Genomic DNA, 18,522 nt, shown 5'->3' on the forward strand with positions numbered 1-18,522 from the left:
TTATATAGCTAAAGAGATAATAAATTAATAAAAATAAGAAATTAAGCTCTTTTTTCTTTTATAAATAGTGCTAATAAGAAAGATAAAAACATTAATATTGGTAATATAAATAATGCTAATTTAAATGATGCAATTTCACTAAAGCCAAAGCTTTCTAACTTTGCTACAGCAAAACCGACAAATGGTTGCAATATCGCTCCACTCAAAGGAATGAACAGGTTAACCATGGCCAAACCTGTAGCAATATATACAGGACTTACCTGAGTTCTTAAGATAGTGAAGTTAAGCACATGGACAGCCTGCATACCTCCCCATAAAACACATAGAACACACATTAGTATAGGATTTATATGGAAATAAACTATTGCTGTAACAATAAATATTCCAAATACAGATGCCCATACGAGAAGTGATTTTTCCTTATTAAAGATTGTCGCTATAAAACCCCATAATGGACTAAATACGGCTATCCCAATAAATATCATTGATGAAGCAGCTCCAGCATAATGCTCAGAATAACCTTCTAAAGTCAAAAACCTAAAGCTCCATAAATCCGCAAATAATGCTGTAGTTCCATAGATAGTGAAACAGAAAAGACCATTTAGCCAAATTTGTTTATTTTTCAAAACCACAAAAATATCAGCTGGTTCACTATGAGCATCTGCCAAAGCATCAGTATCTTTCTGATTATGTGGTTCTTCTGACTTTATGAAAATAACAGTACACACAAATAGTACTATCGATACTATTAATATCCCAGCCATAATTGTCTGAATACTATAATGATTAGATAAGATAACCAAAGGCAAACCAGTTAAAGTTCCTGCTGTATACATCAACATCTGAGTAGCTCCTGTAAACATAGGGAAAAGTCTACTAGGTAACCATATAGCTATAGATTTCAATGCAGATAAAAAGGCAAAACCACCACCTAGACCTGCTAAAATTCTATAAATAACTAAATACTCCTGAGATGTCGCTTGAGTCGCAATAAACACAGCTAAAGAAAACATAAATGTACTAATCATCATAACTTTCTTAATACCAAATTTATCAAGCAATATACCCGCTGGTAGCTGTGCTACCACATAAGCCCAATAAAAAGCTGAACTAAACAAACTAATTTGCTCTGGAGATAGATTATATGGATCAGTCAAAAAATCATGATATAAAGAATTACTTGATGCTCTAATAACGAATTCTAACGCATAGAAAAACGCACATAAAAACCATATAATAAAACCAATTTTTGTAACTTTTTTCATTTATACATCAAGAAAGTTAGATTATTTATAATTCGATTATGGTTTAGATTTCAATAGAAGTAAATAGAGTTACTTTATTTGAATTAAAAATCCCATTCAAACCCTGTTTTTAGCATTTTTGAACCTCGATAGTTTGCTCCATCAAATCCATTAAACATCGTAGTATCATTTGCCATTTGACCAGTTAAGTTATATTGTCCTTCAAATATTAATCCAAAAGATTTAGAAAGATTATATTTTGCACCACCTCTACTTGACGCAAAAGCTGCTATTCTATCCTGAGTATCATAAACTCCACCAATATTATTTAATACATAAGGAGAAGCTCCCAATACCGTTCCACCATATAATTCAAACTTATCATCTAATATTTTCTTAGTTAATTTAGTTTCTTGAGTATAAAATTTTGAATTTTGGATAGCTCCACTTGTTCCTGCCGTCAACATACTTTCAGAACTAGTCCAAGCATTTAATTCCAAAGTATCAGTCAGCTTCACACCTTCTACTTTTGTATCTAGGAATAAGGAACTATTGTTTTTATCTAGAACCTCATTCCCTCTTTCTGAGCTAGATCTGTAAAAGCTATCACTTCCAGTAAAAAATTTGCCTGTTTGAGGATTATATTCTGAAGCTTGCAGAGTTGATAATGAAACGAAAAAAATAATCAAAGCTAAAATATTTTTCATAAGCCTCTCCACTGATTTGCCCCTCTATTATATCACAGCTTAGTAAGACAATAACTTATAGACAATAAACTCTGTAACGAGTAAAGTATCTATATATTTTCAAAAAGATACATAAATGAAAAAAACAAATTTTTTCTCAATACTAATTATAGGTATTAGTTTTTATTGTTATGAATTCTTCCTAAGAATACTTACTGGTGCTTACCAAGAGCAAATAGTTAGTTATTTCTCAATAAACACACATACTGGATTCTCATTTCTAGTATCAAGTTACAATATTACTTATCTTTTAATGCAAATACCTGCTGGGGTATTACTTGATAGATTTGGGAGTAAAAAAGTTCTTATTTCTGCTACTCTTATTTGTGGATTAGGCAATATACTATTTGTCCTTGGCAGCTATAATATGGCTCTTGTAGGTCGTCTCTTAGTTGGTATAGGATCATCTTTTGCTTTTATTGGAGTACTTAAACTAGCTAGAGAGAACTTAAGCCTAAAATACTTTGGGTTAGTTGCTAGTATTGTGATATCTCTTGGTACATTAGCTGCTGCTTTCTCTCAACAGTTAAGCGTCTACATATCAAGTTATAATGCTTCTTGGATATCTGTGTTTATTTATTCTGGGATTTTAGCTGTTCCATTATCTTTATTATTTTTGCTGTTCTTACCATCAAATGAAAACACTATAAATTTGATGCCAAAAATTGGAGACATCACCAATCTAACAAAAAAACTTTTAAAGAACAAAACTTTATGGCTGAATGCTAGTTGGGCTAGTTTGATATATATACCAACGGTTGTCCTAACCTCTCAATATGGAGTTTTCTACTTTAAATCTATTTATAATATAAATGATTTATCTGGAACTACTCTTATAACATCACTATTTATGGGATGGGTCATTTTCTCACCAATTATGGCAACTATAATTCACAAATTTGGTGAAAGAAAAACTATCCATATCTGCATTATAGGAATACTTATTACAATAATCTTATTAGATTCTAGAATACTTAGTAATAACCTTATATTACTCACTTTTCTATTTGGAAGTTTTTCTGCTGTTCAAGTTCTTGTATGGCATTTTTTTAATAAAATATGTCCAACCAATATCTCTGGTCTTGGGATAGCAATTACCAACATGATAATAACTCTAATAACAGAATTAGGACAATTAGCTGTTGGAGTTTCTCTAGATGTGACTAAGGTAGTTAATTTAAATTATCCTTCAAAAACAATAACTGCTTGCTTCTTGGCATTTACTCTTTTAGGGTATTATTTAATAATTAAATCTCTTAAAAAATTTGATAATAGACAAATCGGCTAATCTAAATATTCAGCTTGCTCTTTAACTGGCTTTTCCATACCAGTTTTCCAAACCCAATAATATACAGGCTCACTTCCTCTAAAACTAATTACCTTATAGTTATCTTTAGCATCAATAGCATGTAACGTTAATTCATCAAGATATCCATGCTTGAGCCCTTTCAAATCATTTGCTGCTTCATGTACCGCTTCTTCAACACTCATCCCCATCTTTTGATATAACACTATTGATCTAGCAGTTGAGCATCTTATAGCCATCTCACCAGTATGAGTACAAGCTGCAGCACCATAACGAGAATCAGCATATGATCCTGCTCCAATTATCGGACTATCTCCTAATCTACCTGGATAGCGCCAAGCCCATCCAGAGGTGCTAGTTGCAGATGAAATTTTGTTTAAATGGTCTCTAGAAAGATAAACCGTAGTATCAAAAATTTTTTCAGGATCTATTGCTTTTTTACTTAACTCGATTAGAGGAATGTTTGGAAATTTCTCGCCCTGCTCTTTTGTTAAGTATTTTTCTATATGATTTCTCCATGCAGTCTCTGCAGATTCTATTAAATTATTAGATTCTTTTGCACCTATCTCTGCAGCAAATCTATTAGCACCCTCGCCCACTAAAAGCTCGTGATTCAACCTTCTGAACACTTCATACGCTACTTCAACTGGATTAAGAAAGCCTTCTAATGCTCCTATAGCACCTGTCTTTAATGAGTCTCCATCCATAACAGCAGCATCTAATGTGACATGTCCAGTAACATCTGGCCATCCACCTTTCCCAACTGTTCGAATATCTGTATTTTCCTCAACTAGCTTAATTCCTTCTATAATCGCTCTTAAGCCATCTTTATTAGCTTTTAGCAATTCAAAAGATTTATTAACCCCACATCTACCTTCATCATTTGCTATTAAAATCATGCTTGAAATTCCTCTGGACTCTTTTTAAACCTTCTCAAAAGGTAAATTATTATAAATAAAAGTACAGCCATAAATAGTGCCGCTATCGCCAACTCAAAAAAACCTGATGAAAATAATTTTGTTGGATTACTGTCTGACTTTACATCTTTTGTAATATGTGAGCCGATTATACCTCCGAAAAATCCTGCGTATGCACTAATAGTCCACCAAACTCCCATCATCGTTGATTTCAAATGCTCAGGAGCCACTCTAGTAACCAAAGCTAAGCCAACAGGGGAGATACACAACTCTCCAAAAACTAACATAAGGTATGCTGCTGAAACCCATAAAACACTTACATAGCTAAGTGAGTTTATAGCTGAATAACCGCCCATAGCTAAAAATGTAAAAGATAAGGATAAAAACACTAAACTTAGAACAAACTTAATCTCATCTGAGGGTTCTCTATTTATATCACTAAGCCTCTGCCATAAGAATCCAAAGAATGGTGTAATAATAACCAAAAGTGTTAGCTGAATGCCCATAACTGTAGTTACAGGCAATTGATATCCGAAAATATTAAGGTCAACACTAGTCTTTATAAATAATGGAATACTAATAGTAGTTTGATTACTTAAAGACCAATAAAACAGCATAAATATAGACAATAATAATAAAGTTGCTATTCGAGTTTTTTCAGCGGTTGTTAAAGATCTCCACAAAAAACTAAGATAAACAAATAAGCCAATACCAGACAAACTAATAACAACCATAGAACTAGTAGGATGTGCAATAAGATAGCCAAATAAAACTGCAAAAAATACTACACTCAAAATGATCAGTCGCCACACAGTAATTCCGAGAATGAGTTTTTTATTCATAACTTTAAAATTAGGCTCATCACAGCTTTCAGGAAAATGCTTTTTACCTTTCTCAAAAACAACTAATCCTAGAGCCATTCCAAAAGCCGCTAACATAAATCCATAATGCCAACCTATCTTCTCACCAACATAGCCAACTATAAAAGTAGCTAATACTGAGCCAAAGTTAATCCCTGTATAGAAATATGCAAAACCACTACTTCTTAAAGCTTCTTTTTTATCATATAACCGCCCAACCATAGTTGACACATTAGATTTAAAAAATCCTGTTCCTGCTGATATACATCCAAGCCCTAAAAATAAAGCTGTAGAATTACTACCTAATGAAGATAAAATTATGTGTCCTGCCATGATAGCAAGACCTCCAATTAGTACACACCTTCTATAGCCAATAATCCTATCAGCCAATACTCCTCCAAAAGCAGTAGTAATATAAAGATACGTCACATAGCTCCCAAAAATAATCGTAGCATTGTCTTCAGCAAAATTTAAGCGACTTGTCATATATAGAACTAATAATGCGGAAAGTCCATAAAAACTAAAACGCTCCCACATTTCTGCAAAAAATAAATACTTTAAACCACTAGGATGCTTTAGGTGAAGATTGCTACTCATAATAAAATTCCACAATAAATAATATAAATATGTAATTTATATTTTTAGTATTAGTTTCATTATGTTAGAGAAAAAATTCAAAGACAAGGTGATTGCACCAAATATGCTAAACACCAGATTAATTATAATTATGCTTTACCTCCATATTCTTGCATATGCTTAGCAATACGTTTATTTGAACCATACATGAAATGGTTTTCCATTCTTTCTTTATACTTACTACCTGGTACAGTTAACCCAACAGCATCTGCAACTTCTCTAATTAACATAGGGCTAGCTCCACAACAAACACCTAAATAATTAACTCCAAAATCATAAGCCTCTTTTGCGAATTCCCTAAGCTCATAACGATTACAGTATAATGGATCAAGCGCTGTTGGGAAAGTTCTTCCATGAGGTGCTGGACAGCCACAACCATTGTTATCTGGCAAGTTAAAAAATGTTGGATGATCATTAGTTGTTCTATATGGAATAGGAAGACCTGCCACATGGCACTTAACAGCTGCTCGAATTTTCTTTAAATCAGGAAGCATTGTTTGAGGGCCCCTAAAACAATTAAGTCCCACAACGTCAGCACCACGCTGCTCTAGCTCCTTGCAAGTGTCAACAATTGACCATCCGTCTCTCATAGTATTTTCGGCCATTGGCGCGATTGTTAGCACAGTTGGAAGATTAGCTTTTTTCATAATTTCTAGAGCTCTAAAAGCTTCTTCTGCATAATAAAAAGTTTCTCCGATTAAAATATCAGCACCTTCCTCTGCTGCCCATGTAATCATTTCATCAAACATTCTAGTTACTTCTTTTTGTGATGTCTTATTTCCTTGCTCCCAAATATTTGAGTTAGAAATATTACCAGCTAACAAATTTGGCTGCACTCCTTCTGGAGTTGTATCAGCAACTCTTTTAGCTATTCTAAGGGCCTCTCTATTTAGCTTTTCAAGTAAATGTTCTTTGCCAATAACTCTTAGCTTTTCTCTATGTCCATTATAAGTAAAAGCTTCTACAATATCTGATCCAGCATGCTGAAAATCTCTATGTAAATTTTCTAAAACCTCAGGATGCTCCAAAGATACCATAGGCACAAACTCACCTGACGCCATATATCCTCTTCTTTCTATCTCAAATAGAAATCCTTCCGCGCAAATAACAGGTCCTTTATTTAAACGTTCTACCAAACCTTGTTTATTACTCATTCTTTTTCTCCTATTAGTTCTACTTCTTTGTCAAAAATATATTAAGCTTTATTTCCATATGCTTGGATATGTTTAGCTATTCTCTCATGTGTTCCATACATACTATGATTTTGCATTCTTTCGCTATACTTACTTGCAGGTACTGTTAGCCCTACAGCTTCTGCAACCTCTCTAATTAAAGCAGGATTCGCTCCACAACAAACACCTAAATAATTAACCCCAAAATCATAAGCCTCTTTAGCAAACTCTCTTATCTCATAGCGATTACAGAATAGCGGATCTAATGCTGTAGGGAATGGTCTACCATGTGGTGATGGGCAACTACAACCATTATTATCCGGCAAATTAAAAAACGTTGGATGATCATCTGTAGTCCTATATGGAACAGGCAATGCTGCAACATGGCATTTAACAGCTTTACGAATATCTTTAAGATATGGAAGCATTGTCTGAGGACCTCTAAAACAATTAAGTCCCACAACATCAGCGCCACGTTGCTCTAGCTCTTTACACGTATCAATAATTGACCAGCCATCTAACATAACATTTTGACCAAATGGAGCTATTGTTAAAACTGCTGGCAAGCCAGTTTTTTTGATCACTTCAACGGCTTTAAACGCTTCTTCAGCATAAGAGAATGTTTCTCCTATTATGAGATCAGCACCTTCTTCAGCTGCCCAAGTTACCATCTCATCAAACATTCTCTCAACCTCTAGCTGAGCATTCTTATCTCCTTGTTTCCAGATATTTGAGTTACAAATATTACCCGCCATCAAATTTGGCTGAACTCCTTTAGGAGCAGAATCAGCAACTTTTTTAGCTATTCTAAGAGCCTGTCTATTCAAATCTTCTATAATCTGCTCTTGCCCTGCCACTCTAAGCTTTTCTCTATGTGCATAATAGGTTAAAGCCTCTACAATATCAGATCCTGCATGTTGAAACTCTCTATGTAAACCTTCTACAATCTCTGGATGATCTAAAACAACTGTTGGAACAAATTCACCTGACGCTAAAAATCCGCGTCTTTCTAATTCAAAAATAAAGCCTTCTGCACAGATAACTGGGCCTTTATTTAAACGTTCTATCAAACCTTCTTTTTCTTCAATACTCATTCTTATACTCCTCTTAGTCTTTAAACCACATATATAAAATGACAAATATGTAGCATTTATTAAAAATTAAGGCTTTTTGGAAACTTCTAAAGAAACTGTTTCAAAAAACCATCTGCAAAAGCGGATGGTCTATAAATGAATATTAAAGACAACAAACTACGCTTTAGCAGAATTTATAAAGCGCTCGCAAGTTGATATATTAAATCAGCGCTTATCTTTTATCCTAAAGAAAAATAAATTTATTTCTACATTTTTTTACAGCACTCTTTATTTTCATATAATTTGCTGTAGAATTTTTGACAACAGCATACTTTAACTATTATGCTAAAAAGTATGAATTTTGTTTCATATTAAGCCTGCAAACTAAATTTTGTAGGCACGTGTTGATTTGATAACTCAGCTTGCGGACACGAAAAATAATCTGCTAAACGGTTGCTGGATATTCCATCCTCCCATACTCAGATTTCTCCCAAGCTAAAGAGTTTTATAAATAGGAGAAAACTATGAGTAAATATTCTTTAGAAACTTTAGCATTACATCGTTCAATTCCAGATAAAAGTGGTTCCGTACAAACACCTATACATCAAACATCTAGTTATGTATTTGAAAGTACAGAACACGCTGCAAACCTTTTTGCACTAAAGGAATTTGGCAACATCTATTCTCGACTGACAAACCCAACTGTTGATGAATATGCCTCAAGGTTAGCTAGCTTACATGGTGCAGCTGGTGGATTTGCCTGCTCATCAGGGCATGCTGCTCAATTTTTAATATTACTTAACTTACTACAAAATGGGGATCATATAGTTGCTTCAAAATACTTATATGGAGGCTCTATAACTCAACTAACTCATACTTTCCCTAGACAGTTCGGTTGGGAATCAACTTTAGTCGATATAGATAATCTAGCAGAAGTTAAGGCAGCAATTAAAGATAATACAAAAGCTATATTCATAGAGTCTCAATCTAATCCTACGGGAGTAATTGCAGATATTAGAGCTATTGCAGATATAGCTCATGAAGCTGGAATTCCACTAATTGTTGATAATACGATAGCAACTCCATATTTACTAAACCCCATAGAACATGGTGCTGACATAATTTCATATTCTCTAACAAAATATTTAGGAGGTACTGGATCCATTATTGGTGGTGCTGTAGTTGATGCTGGGACTTTTAACTGGTCACAAAGTGATAAATTCCCTTTATTATCTAAACCTGATAGTTCATATAATAATATTTCTTTTCATAAAACTTTTGATAAATTAGCATTCACTGTTAGAGGTTTGGCTGTTGGTTTAAGAGATATTGGAGCCACACTTAGCCCTCATAGTGCTTTCTTAGCAGTTCAAGGATTAGAGACACTAGGAGCAAGGCTAGATAAACATGTTTCAAATGCACAAATTATTACTGAATTCTTAGATAATCATTCTAAAGTTAAAACAGTTAATTATGCTGGACTTACAAGTTCTCCTTATCATAACTTAGCAAAAAAATATTTCCCTAAAGGCCAAGTGGGTCTATTAACTATAGAACTTGAAGGAGGCTTTGAAGCTGGTAAAAAACTTGTAGAGCAAACAAAAATATTCACTCACTGCGCAAATATTGGTGATGCTCGTAGCTTAATAATACATCCAGCATCAACAACACACTCTCAGCTGAGTGAGGATGAAAAACTACAAGCTGGTGTAACTAATGGGTTAGTGAGACTATCAATAGGTTTAGAAAATCCTGATGACTTAATTTCAGATCTATCTCAAGCTCTAAATGCTTAAGGAGAAAGCTATGTCCGTAAATGTAAAAGAATCATTTGAATGGCTCAAAAACTTAAAAATTCATTTTCCTACCCAAATTAACTACAAAAATTCTAATAATATTCGTCACTTACGAATAGCTATAGTAAATTTAATGCCAACCGTTAAAGAAACCGAAAAACAATGGACAGAAGTTCTATCACACAATTCTAACACCATTGTTGATTTAGTCTTTTTCCATTCTTTAACAAGGCCAAGTACTCGAGTTGACAAAGCTCACTTAGAACAAAACTACCAAAACTGGCAAGACTATGATTTTAACGATCTAGATGGAATTATTATTACTGGTGCCCCAGTTGAACTATTAGAATTTAAAGATGTAGATTATTATAAAGAAGTTTGTGACATAATAGCAAAAAGTATTAATCATGACCTATCATTAATGCTAGTCTGTTGGGCTGCTCAAGCAGGTCTAAACTATCTATATGGCATAGAAAAAATATGCTTGGATAAAAAACTTTTTGGTGTATATGAACATAAGTTACTTAAACCTAATCATCCTCTACTAAAAGGCTTTTCTGGTGAACAACTTAAAGCGTGTATATCAAGGCAAACAAAAATAGATAGTGCTGAAGTTTTAAAATATACGTACCCTATATTAGCTTCTTCTATCGATGGATTAGATTGCTTATCTGATAAAAACTCTAATATAACCTATATGTTCAATCACTTAGAATATATAGAGAATACTCTAGAAGCTGAATATTTAAGAGACCTTGAAGCATCTAAAGATATAGATAAACCCTATAACTATTATGATCAACAAAACTCTATAAACTATTCTTGGAAAGATGATAGAAAAATCTTTTATTCTAACTGGTTAGATATTTTAAAAGAAAAAAGATAAATAGAAATTATAGACTATAATAAGTTTGGAATTCCATAGGATGAGGGACAAGCTCAATCTTAGTTAATTCTTCTAACTTAAGCTCGATAAATGCATCTATAAACTCATCAGTGAATACACCACCTTGCTTCAAGAATTCTCTATCTGCATCAAGTGACTGTAAAGCTATTCTCAATGATGGTGCAACCGTAGGAATTTTAGCCAATTCATCTTTTGGTAATTCATATAAGTTTTGATCCATTGGAGCACCTGGATGAATTTTATTTTTTATACCATCTAAAGCTGCCAACATTACTGCTGAGAATGCCAAATATGGATTAGCCATAGGATCACTAAATCTGATCTCTATACGACGCGCCTTAGGATTCGCTATATAAGGAATTCTTATAGAAGCTGATCTATTTCTTGCAGAATATGCCAACAATACAGGAGCCTCATATCCTGGAACTAATCTTTTATAACTATTAGTTGAAGGATTTGTAAATGCATTAAGTGCTCTAGCATGTTTAATGATCCCACCTATTGCAAATAAAGCAGTTTCTGAAAGACCTGCATAATCATCACCTGTAAACAGGTTTTTACCATCTTTAAATAAAGATAGATGTATATGCATACCAGAACCATTATCAAAAGGAATTGGTTTGGGCATAAATGTTGCAGTCTTACCAAATTCATTAGCAACGTTATGAACTATGTACTTAAATTGCTGAACTTCATCAGACTTCTTAGTAAGTGAGTTAAATTTCATACCTATCTCACTTTGACCACCAGTAGCAACTTCATGATGATGTACTTCTACTTCTTGACCAACATCTTCTAAAACTTTACACATTTCTGCTCTGATATTATGTAAATGATCAACTGGAGCAACTGGAAAGTAACCACCTTTAACACCAGGACGATGTCCTTTGTTACCAAACTCAGTCATTTTGTTTGAATCCCAAGCAGCATGGTTTGCTCTAATTCTATACTCAGAACCTTCCATGTCAGACTTAAATGTAACATCGTCAAATATAAAGAATTCTGGTTCTGGACCAAAATAAGCATCCGTAGCAATCCCTGAAGTTTTTAAGAAATCTTCAGCATTTCTTGAAATACTTCTTGGATCTCTCTCATATCTGTCTAAAGTTTTAGGATCATAAACATCACAGCTTAAAACTATAGTTTTGTCATTATAAAAAGGATCAATATAATAACTAGCCAAATCAGGTTTTAATATCATATCTGATTCATTAATTGTTTTCCAACCAGCTATAGAAGAGCCATCAAACATTTTACCGTCTTTGAAAAAGTCTTCATCAACACAAGAAGCTGGAACAGTAACATGATGCTCTTTTCCTTTAATATCCGTAAATCTTAAATCTACAAATCTTACTTCTTCTTCTTTAATAAAACTTTCTAATTCTCTAGTATTCATTTTACCTCCAAATAATTGACAAAAACAATGATGTCAAATTCAATTCTAGCATAAAATCCAGAAGCCAAGCAACAACTATATTCTGACAAGATTTGCTATGTTAGCTAAGAGTATTTTTTGACCAATATCTGGACCAAAATCTACAGTATAAAACTTTTTCTGACCTTGCTGCTGAGACTTAAGAAAAGTACCCTTACCAAAAACTTTATGAAATACTTTATCACCCTTTTTGAAAGCTGATTCTTTAGAATTATTTTTTAGGAAATCAAAAGGTGATAATCCAAAATTTTGTTTTTCTCTTTGTTTTGGTTTTTCAACTATCTTTTTAGATATTAACTTCTCATCATCTATTTCTCTTAAGAAACGTGATTTAACTTGAAAACTACTTCTACCAAAAATATTACGTACTTCAGCATGACTTATTGTCAAACATTTCATTGCTCGAGTAATTGCAACATAAAAAAGTCTTCTCTCCTCCGCAAGCTTCTCTTGGATTTTTTTTGAAGAAGCTTCATTATAAGCATATTCTTCTGAATTTATGACTGCCGTTGGAGGAAATACCCCCTCTTCTGCAGCAACAATAAAAACATATGGAAACTCCAAACCTTTTGCCGCATGAACAGTCATAAGTTGTACACATTCAACACTTTCTTGTGCTTGCATTTCTCCAGACTCTAAAACAGCAAATGAAAGAAAATCTTGAAGAATATCTACATTATCATCTAGTATCTCTATTTGTGGCTCAAAATCTTTTGCCGCACTAATCAATTCTTTTAAGTTATCTATTTTCTGTCTATCTTTTTCTGTATTTTTATCTTCATACATTGCTAATAAACCAGACTCTTGAATAGCAAACCCTATTAACTCATCTAATGATAAAACACTTAACTGTTTAGAAATTAAATCTATTAAAGCTATAAAGTTTAATAGTATTGTTGAGGCTCTCTTTGACAGCAACCCTCTTTGAACAACTTCTAATGAAGCATCCCAATAGGAAATAATATTTATTTCTGCATAATTTTTTATTATATCTAATGTTTTATTACCCAGACCTCTAGTCGGTGTATTAATTATTCTTTCAAAAGCTAAATTGTCTGACTTTGAAACTGCCAATCTTAAATATCCTATAGCATCTTTTACTTCGGCTCGGTCGAAGAATTTAAAGCCTCCATAAATACGATAAGGAATACTTGCATATATACAGCTTTCTTCTAATACACGAGATAAATAGTTAGATCTATAGAGAATAGCAATATCATTGTAACTAACACCTTGGTCACTTAGCTCTCTAATCTTTTCAATAATATATCTAGCTTCATCTCTCTCATTCACAGCATCGTATATATCTATTTTCTCACCTTCTTCAGCCGCTGACCAAAGCTCTTTAGTCATTCTATTATCATTATTTTTGATTACAGCATTTGCTGCTTTGAGGATATTTTTTGTTGATCGATAATTCTGTTCAAGTTTTATAATTTCAACATCACCGAAATCTTCAACATACTTATGAATATTATCTACTACAGCTCCCCTCCAACCGTAGATAGACTGATCATCATCGCCAACAGCCATTACATAGTTATTTTCATTAACTAAAAGTTTTAGCCATAAATATTGCACTTTATTAGTATCTTGAAATTCATCAATCAATATATATTTAAAAAGTCTTTGGTAATAATTTCTAACATCTTCATTCAGTAAAAAAAGCTCATATACATATAACAGTAAATCAGCAAAATCTAAGGCATTATCTAGTCTTAATTTTTCCTCATAGGCTTTATATAATTCTGAGTAATTAGAATCATAAGAAAAAGTTTTCTCTAACTTATCACTACGTATAGCATCATCTTTCTTCTTATTTATAAAATTCTGAACTAATTTAGGGGGATATTTTTTATCATCTAAATTTAACGATTTTATTATTTTCTTTATAACTTGAGTTTGCTCATCTTGATCTAGGATTCTAAAGTTTTTATCTAACCCTAATTCATGAGCATGTTTTCTAAGTAATCTATGTGCAATACCATGAAAAGTTCCTATCCACATACCAAAAGTGGAAAAGCCTAATATTTTTTCAACTCTTTGTTGAATTTCTTTAGCCGCTTTATTTGTAAAAGTTACAGCCAATATATTTAATGGGGAGATGCTTTGCTCTCTACAAAGATATGCTATTCTAGAAGTTAAAACCTTAGTTTTACCACTACCTGCACCAGCTAAAATTAGTGAATTTTTCCCCCCGAGAACTACTGCTTTATGTTGGGGATCATTTAAATCTTTTAGAAAAGTTAGAGACATTAATTAACTATTAAAAACTTTTATTTACTATATTCTAACAAATTACTTTTTTTATTTAAGGATATGTGCGAATTATAAGATTAAGATTCTATAGAGAATAAAGCTTCTGTGAAACTTTCTGCATCAAACTCTTGTAAATCATCAACCCCTTCTCCAACACCAATAAATCTAAATGGAAGAGAAAACTTCTTAGCAAGAGAAAAAACCATTCCTCCCTTTGCTGTTCCATCTAGCTTTGTTATTGCAATACCTGTTAATCCTACAGCTTTATTAAAAACTTCAGCTTGTACTAAAGCATTTTGTCCAGTTGTAGCATCAAGGACAAGCATTATCTCATGAGGTGCAGATTCATCCATTTTCTTTATAACTCTAACAACTTTTTTAAGCTCTTCCATTAGATTATCTTTTGTATGTAATCTCCCTGCTGTATCTGCTATTACAACATCAACACCTTTTGTTTTTGCTGAATAAACCGCATCATAAATAACAGAAGCACTATCTGCTCCTGTATGCTGCGCAACTACAGGCACTTTATTTCTTTGACCCCATTCTTTTAATTGCTCAACAGCAGCAGCCCTGAATGTATCTCCAGCAGCCAAAATTACACTTTTTCCTTGAGCTTGTATTTTTTTAGTTAGTTTACCTATAGTAGTTGTTTTACCTACTCCATTTACTCCAACGATTAAAATAACATAAGGTTTTTTATTTAAATCTATTTCTAAATGCTTTTGACAAGGTAGTATTATTTCGTGCAGCTTTTGCTTTATTATTTCATTTAATTTATCTGCTGTTTGAATCTCTTTCCTAGACACTTTATCTCTAAGATAAGAAATAATTTGATCTGTTGCTTCTATACCAATATCAGCAGTTAACAACTGCATCTCAATATCATCTAATAGATCTTCATCTACTATCTTTTGCCCCATTAGAATTGTACTTAGACCAGTACCCAGTTTACCTGCAGTTTTTGACAATCCTTTTTGTAATCTAGAAAATAGACCTTTTTTATCTTCCATTGGAGAAGTATCAATTAAATCTTGCTTAACGTTTTCTGGATCTTTATTTTTTTTAAAAAACATTAGAATTTGAAGAAGAAAAAAATAATAATTAGAGATTTTGCACTAAGAGTTGCTTATTTGCAACAATTGAAAATATAAGCTATTCGAAATATCTATCTCTTAATTTAGCTATCTTCTGATGAAGCGGATCAAACATGCTTACTATTCCTTTTGATTTTATGAAATGAACTTCACCATCAAAAGCTATCTCATCACCAGCTCTCGCATAAACTTCTAAAAGTTTATATCTTAAATCAACGTTATTAGAATCAGTTTCTAATGAGTCTTGCAGAGTTATACTCGCTTCAACAAACTTTTCACTATCTAAATATTGATCAACCAGTTCGATAACGTACAACTGCTCCTGCTCTTTAAAGTCTTCATAACCTTCCTCACCGCTTGAGCTAGTGCTTTCATCTGTAGTTAATGATTTATTTTCATTTGTTTCAAAGATTACACCTCTATCAGTTCTAACAGCTATATTTCTATCTTTCTCGCCATAAACAACTTCTGAACTTACTTCTTCAGCATAATTATCTATTGGTAAAGAATCTTCATCATAACCCTCTTCATTAAGATTAGCTGATGGCATATTATTTGTATTTTGCTGAGACTCTCCTCCACCTCCAAAAAAATCAAACTCTGCCTGAGCATCATTTTTATCAGTTCTATAAAACCCCACATCTGAAACAACAGGTGAAATTCTTGACATCAAATGATCTCTTCTTTTTTTAGAAATAATTTCCAGCTCTTTTTCTTTCTTATCATTCCTAGAATCCAAATATTTTTTTCCAAAAAATCCAGCTACTCCAAGGAATAAAAGAAGTACCACAATTCTTAAAAAGCCCAAAAAACCGGAAGTTTCTGTTTTTATTTCAGACTCCACTCCTTGTATCTGATTTTCTAGATCATGGCCATATTTAGTTGCTACAGACTTACTATCTTCAAAGATAACTCCAGGTACATTATGCTGAACAGAATTTGTAGATGATGAAGATGATTGAGCAATCATACTTTTATCACCTAGATTATCATCAATTACTTCTGGCACAGAATTCACATTACTCGCTACAGAACTTCCAGTATCATTAGCTACACTTTGAGATCCATCTGAAGAATACTGGTTTCTTAATAAAATTAAACCATCCTCAACCTCAGATTTTGTTGTAGGTATTGCAATCTTATCTCCAACGCCTATTCTATTAGATAAAATATCTGGAATCTCTGGCTTATTTATTCCTTTTATAGCATCAACAAGCTCAGAATTACTTACTCCTTTTATGGAATGATTAGCCGCTATTTTATATAAATAATCATTAGGCTGTACTGTATAGATATCCATACTAAAAACATAATGACTAGTTAGAAATACTAGCGCAACAGAACATATCAACTTCTTGACAATATCAAACATTCTTAATTCCAAAATACTTTTTATAACAAATCACACAAAATTATATCATATTTTTTTAGCTTAAAAATAGGTGTATCTAGTGTTCTCTAGTCGCACTAAAAATAATATCAGGATTTTTTTCTTTTGCTAACTGCAAATTAACCCCTGTAGGAGCTAAGTATGTTAAGTATCCTGCCCCATCATAAGCTATATTTACTTCATATTTCTTTTTAAATTCTGCTAATTTTTTCTCATCTTTACAAAACACCCATCTCGCTAAAGAAACATTCACTCCTTCATAAGAGCATTTCACATTATACTCTGAAGCTAATCTCTGAGCTACAACATCAAATTGTAGAACACCAACAGCGCCTAAAACCAAGTCATTAGATATAACTGGTTTAAACACCTGGGTAGCACCTTCTTCTGATAGTTGAATAAGACCTTTTTGTAATGCTTTCATCTTTAAAGGATCATTCAACTTAACTCTTTTGAAAATTTCAGGGGCAAAATTTGGAATGCCTTTAAACTTAAGTTTTTCTCCTTGAGTAAAACTATCGCCTATTTGAATACTACCATGATTGTGCAACCCTATAATATCTCCAGCAAACCCTTCTTCAACCTGCTCTCTTTCTCCTGCCAAAAAAGTAAGTGCCTTAGAAACTTGCATAGCTTTTCCTGTTCTTTCATGAAAAATTTTCATACCTTTTTCATACTTCCCTGAACAAATTCTAAAAAATGCTATTCTATCTCTATGCTTTTCATCCATGTTAGCCTGAATTTTAAAAACAAACCCAGTCAATTTGTCCTCATCAGCCTTAACAACTCTCTGGCCAGCTTCACGTGACTGCGGTGCTGGAGCATATTTTGTAAAGCCATCCATCATTTCTTTGACACCAAAATTACTTAAAGCAGTACCAAAATATACTGGAGTTAAAGTACCCTCCAGAAATTCTTTTTCATCAAATTCATGACTAGCTCCTTGTACAAGTTCTATTTGCATTTCTAACTCATCATATAAATCAGAACCAATAGCTTCCTTAGCATTTGCTAAACCTTTTACTTTTTTATAAGCATAAATTTCATGGCCATGCCCACCTTCAAAAAGGGTAACTTCATCTTGATATAAATCATAAACTCCTTTAAAAAACTTGCCCATACCTATAGGCCAATTCATAGGAGCACATTTGATTTTTAAAATATCTTCAACCTCATCCAAAAGTTCTAAAGGATCCCTAGTATCTCTATCAAACTTATTCATAAATGTAACAATAGGAGTATCTCTTAAGCGACACACATTCATAAGCTTAATAGTTCTATCTTCAACACCCTTTACAGCATCAACTACCATCAGCGCTGAATCGACAGCTGTAAGAGTTCTATATGTATCCTCTGAGAAGTCTTCATGACCTGGTGTATCTAATAGATTAACCACCCTTTCATTGTAAGGAAATTGCATAACAGACGTAGTTATCGAGATGCCTCTTTGTTTCTCCATTTCCATCCAGTCTGAAGTTGCATGAACACCACTTTTTTTTGCTTTTACTGTACCTGCTGTTTTAATAGCATTTCCAAAAAGTAACATTTTTTCTGTAATTGTTGTCTTACCCGCATCTGGGTGAGATATAATCGCAAAAGTTCTTCGTTTTGCTATTTCTTTTAACATTTCATTCATAATTTTATTTAATAAATAATTATTGGACCTAAAAATAATGTATAAGAT

14 protein-coding genes and 1 riboswitch are annotated in these 18,522 nt (G+C 32.9%); of the genes, 3 read left to right on the forward strand and 11 right to left on the reverse strand.

Features of this window, described 5'->3' with window-relative positions:
• Positions 1–41: 41 nt before the first annotated feature.
• Both DNK87_RS07600 and DNK87_RS07605 read right to left on the reverse strand, forming a co-directional pair.
• Positions 42–1,265 (reverse strand): MFS transporter, encoded by a 1,224-nt coding sequence (locus tag DNK87_RS07600; protein ID WP_119330971.1) that lies wholly within the window; start codon positions 1,263–1,265, stop codon positions 42–44.
• An 83-nt stretch (positions 1,266–1,348) separates the two neighbouring features.
• A complete protein-coding gene (locus DNK87_RS07605) occupies positions 1,349–1,951 on the reverse strand; it encodes a hypothetical protein (RefSeq protein ID WP_119330972.1) in 603 nt (200 codons plus the stop codon).
• A 115-nt stretch (positions 1,952–2,066) separates the two neighbouring features.
• Between DNK87_RS07605 and DNK87_RS07610 the strand changes: the two genes are divergently transcribed.
• Positions 2,067–3,278: an MFS transporter gene (locus DNK87_RS07610; RefSeq protein ID WP_119330973.1), complete on the forward strand. Its 1,212-nt coding sequence runs from the start codon at positions 2,067–2,069 to the stop codon at positions 3,276–3,278.
• On the opposite strand, the gene DNK87_RS07615 is transcribed toward DNK87_RS07610, so the two are convergent.
• The 4 genes from DNK87_RS07615 to DNK87_RS07630 all read right to left on the reverse strand — a co-directional run bounded on the left by DNK87_RS07615 (position 3,275) and on the right by DNK87_RS07630 (position 7,975).
• Complete coding sequence (locus DNK87_RS07615) at positions 3,275–4,195, reverse strand: isoaspartyl peptidase/L-asparaginase (protein WP_119330974.1); 921 nt, start codon at positions 4,193–4,195, stop codon at positions 3,275–3,277. The two genes, DNK87_RS07610 and DNK87_RS07615, sit on opposite strands and share 4 nt — an antisense overlap.
• Positions 4,192–5,670: a peptide MFS transporter gene (locus DNK87_RS07620; RefSeq protein ID WP_119330975.1), complete on the reverse strand. Its 1,479-nt coding sequence runs from the start codon at positions 5,668–5,670 to the stop codon at positions 4,192–4,194. The genes DNK87_RS07615 and DNK87_RS07620 overlap by 4 nt, the downstream gene beginning before the upstream one ends.
• Positions 5,671–5,798: 128 nt before the next feature.
• Positions 5,799–6,863, reverse strand: coding sequence for a homocysteine S-methyltransferase family protein (locus tag DNK87_RS07625; RefSeq protein ID WP_119330976.1), 1,065 nt, complete (start codon positions 6,861–6,863; stop codon positions 5,799–5,801).
• Positions 6,864–6,904: 41 nt separating this feature from the next.
• Positions 6,905–7,975 carry a homocysteine S-methyltransferase family protein gene (locus DNK87_RS07630; protein WP_119330977.1) on the reverse strand — a complete coding sequence of 357 codons (1,071 nt, stop codon included), beginning with the start codon at positions 7,973–7,975 and terminating at the stop codon, positions 6,905–6,907.
• Positions 7,976–8,345: 370 nt separating this feature from the next.
• Positions 8,346–8,423: riboswitch (SAM riboswitch) on the forward strand.
• A 55-nt stretch (positions 8,424–8,478) separates the two neighbouring features.
• On the opposite strand from DNK87_RS07630, the gene DNK87_RS07635 reads away from it, so the two are divergent.
• Both DNK87_RS07635 and DNK87_RS07640 read left to right on the forward strand, forming a co-directional pair.
• Positions 8,479–9,750, forward strand: coding sequence for an O-acetylhomoserine aminocarboxypropyltransferase/cysteine synthase family protein (locus tag DNK87_RS07635; protein WP_119330978.1), 1,272 nt, complete (start codon positions 8,479–8,481; stop codon positions 9,748–9,750).
• A gap of 10 nt (positions 9,751–9,760) precedes the next feature.
• Positions 9,761–10,636, forward strand: a complete 876-nt coding sequence (locus tag DNK87_RS07640) for a homoserine O-acetyltransferase/O-succinyltransferase family protein (protein ID WP_119330979.1) — start codon at positions 9,761–9,763, stop codon at positions 10,634–10,636.
• A 7-nt stretch (positions 10,637–10,643) separates the two neighbouring features.
• Here DNK87_RS07640 and glnA read toward each other — a convergent pair whose 3' ends face one another.
• The 5 genes from glnA to DNK87_RS07665 form a co-directional block, all read right to left on the reverse strand.
• Positions 10,644–12,053 carry a type I glutamate--ammonia ligase gene (glnA, locus tag DNK87_RS07645; RefSeq protein ID WP_119330980.1) on the reverse strand — a complete coding sequence of 470 codons (1,410 nt, stop codon included), beginning with the start codon at positions 12,051–12,053 and terminating at the stop codon, positions 10,644–10,646.
• 75 nt (positions 12,054–12,128) lie between these two features.
• A complete protein-coding gene (locus DNK87_RS07650; protein WP_119330981.1) occupies positions 12,129–14,348 on the reverse strand; it encodes a UvrD-helicase domain-containing protein in 2,220 nt (739 codons plus the stop codon).
• Positions 14,349–14,428: 80 nt separating this feature from the next.
• The gene (ftsY, locus tag DNK87_RS07655; protein WP_119330982.1) at positions 14,429–15,427 is read right to left on the reverse strand and encodes a signal recognition particle-docking protein FtsY; all 999 of its coding nucleotides are present in this window, start codon (positions 15,425–15,427) and stop codon (positions 14,429–14,431) included.
• Between the two features lie 79 nt (positions 15,428–15,506).
• On the reverse strand, positions 15,507–16,820 hold the full coding sequence (locus DNK87_RS07660; protein WP_119330983.1) for a LysM peptidoglycan-binding domain-containing protein: 1,314 nt from the start codon (positions 16,818–16,820) through the stop codon (positions 15,507–15,509).
• Between the two features lie 76 nt (positions 16,821–16,896).
• Complete coding sequence (locus tag DNK87_RS07665; RefSeq protein ID WP_119330984.1) at positions 16,897–18,474, reverse strand: peptide chain release factor 3; 1,578 nt, start codon at positions 18,472–18,474, stop codon at positions 16,897–16,899.
• Between the last annotated feature and the right edge of the window lie 48 nt (positions 18,475–18,522).

It is taken from the genome of Pseudofrancisella aestuarii (assembly GCF_003574475.2).
Taxonomy (GTDB): Bacteria; Pseudomonadota; Gammaproteobacteria; order Francisellales; family Francisellaceae; genus Francisella; species Francisella aestuarii.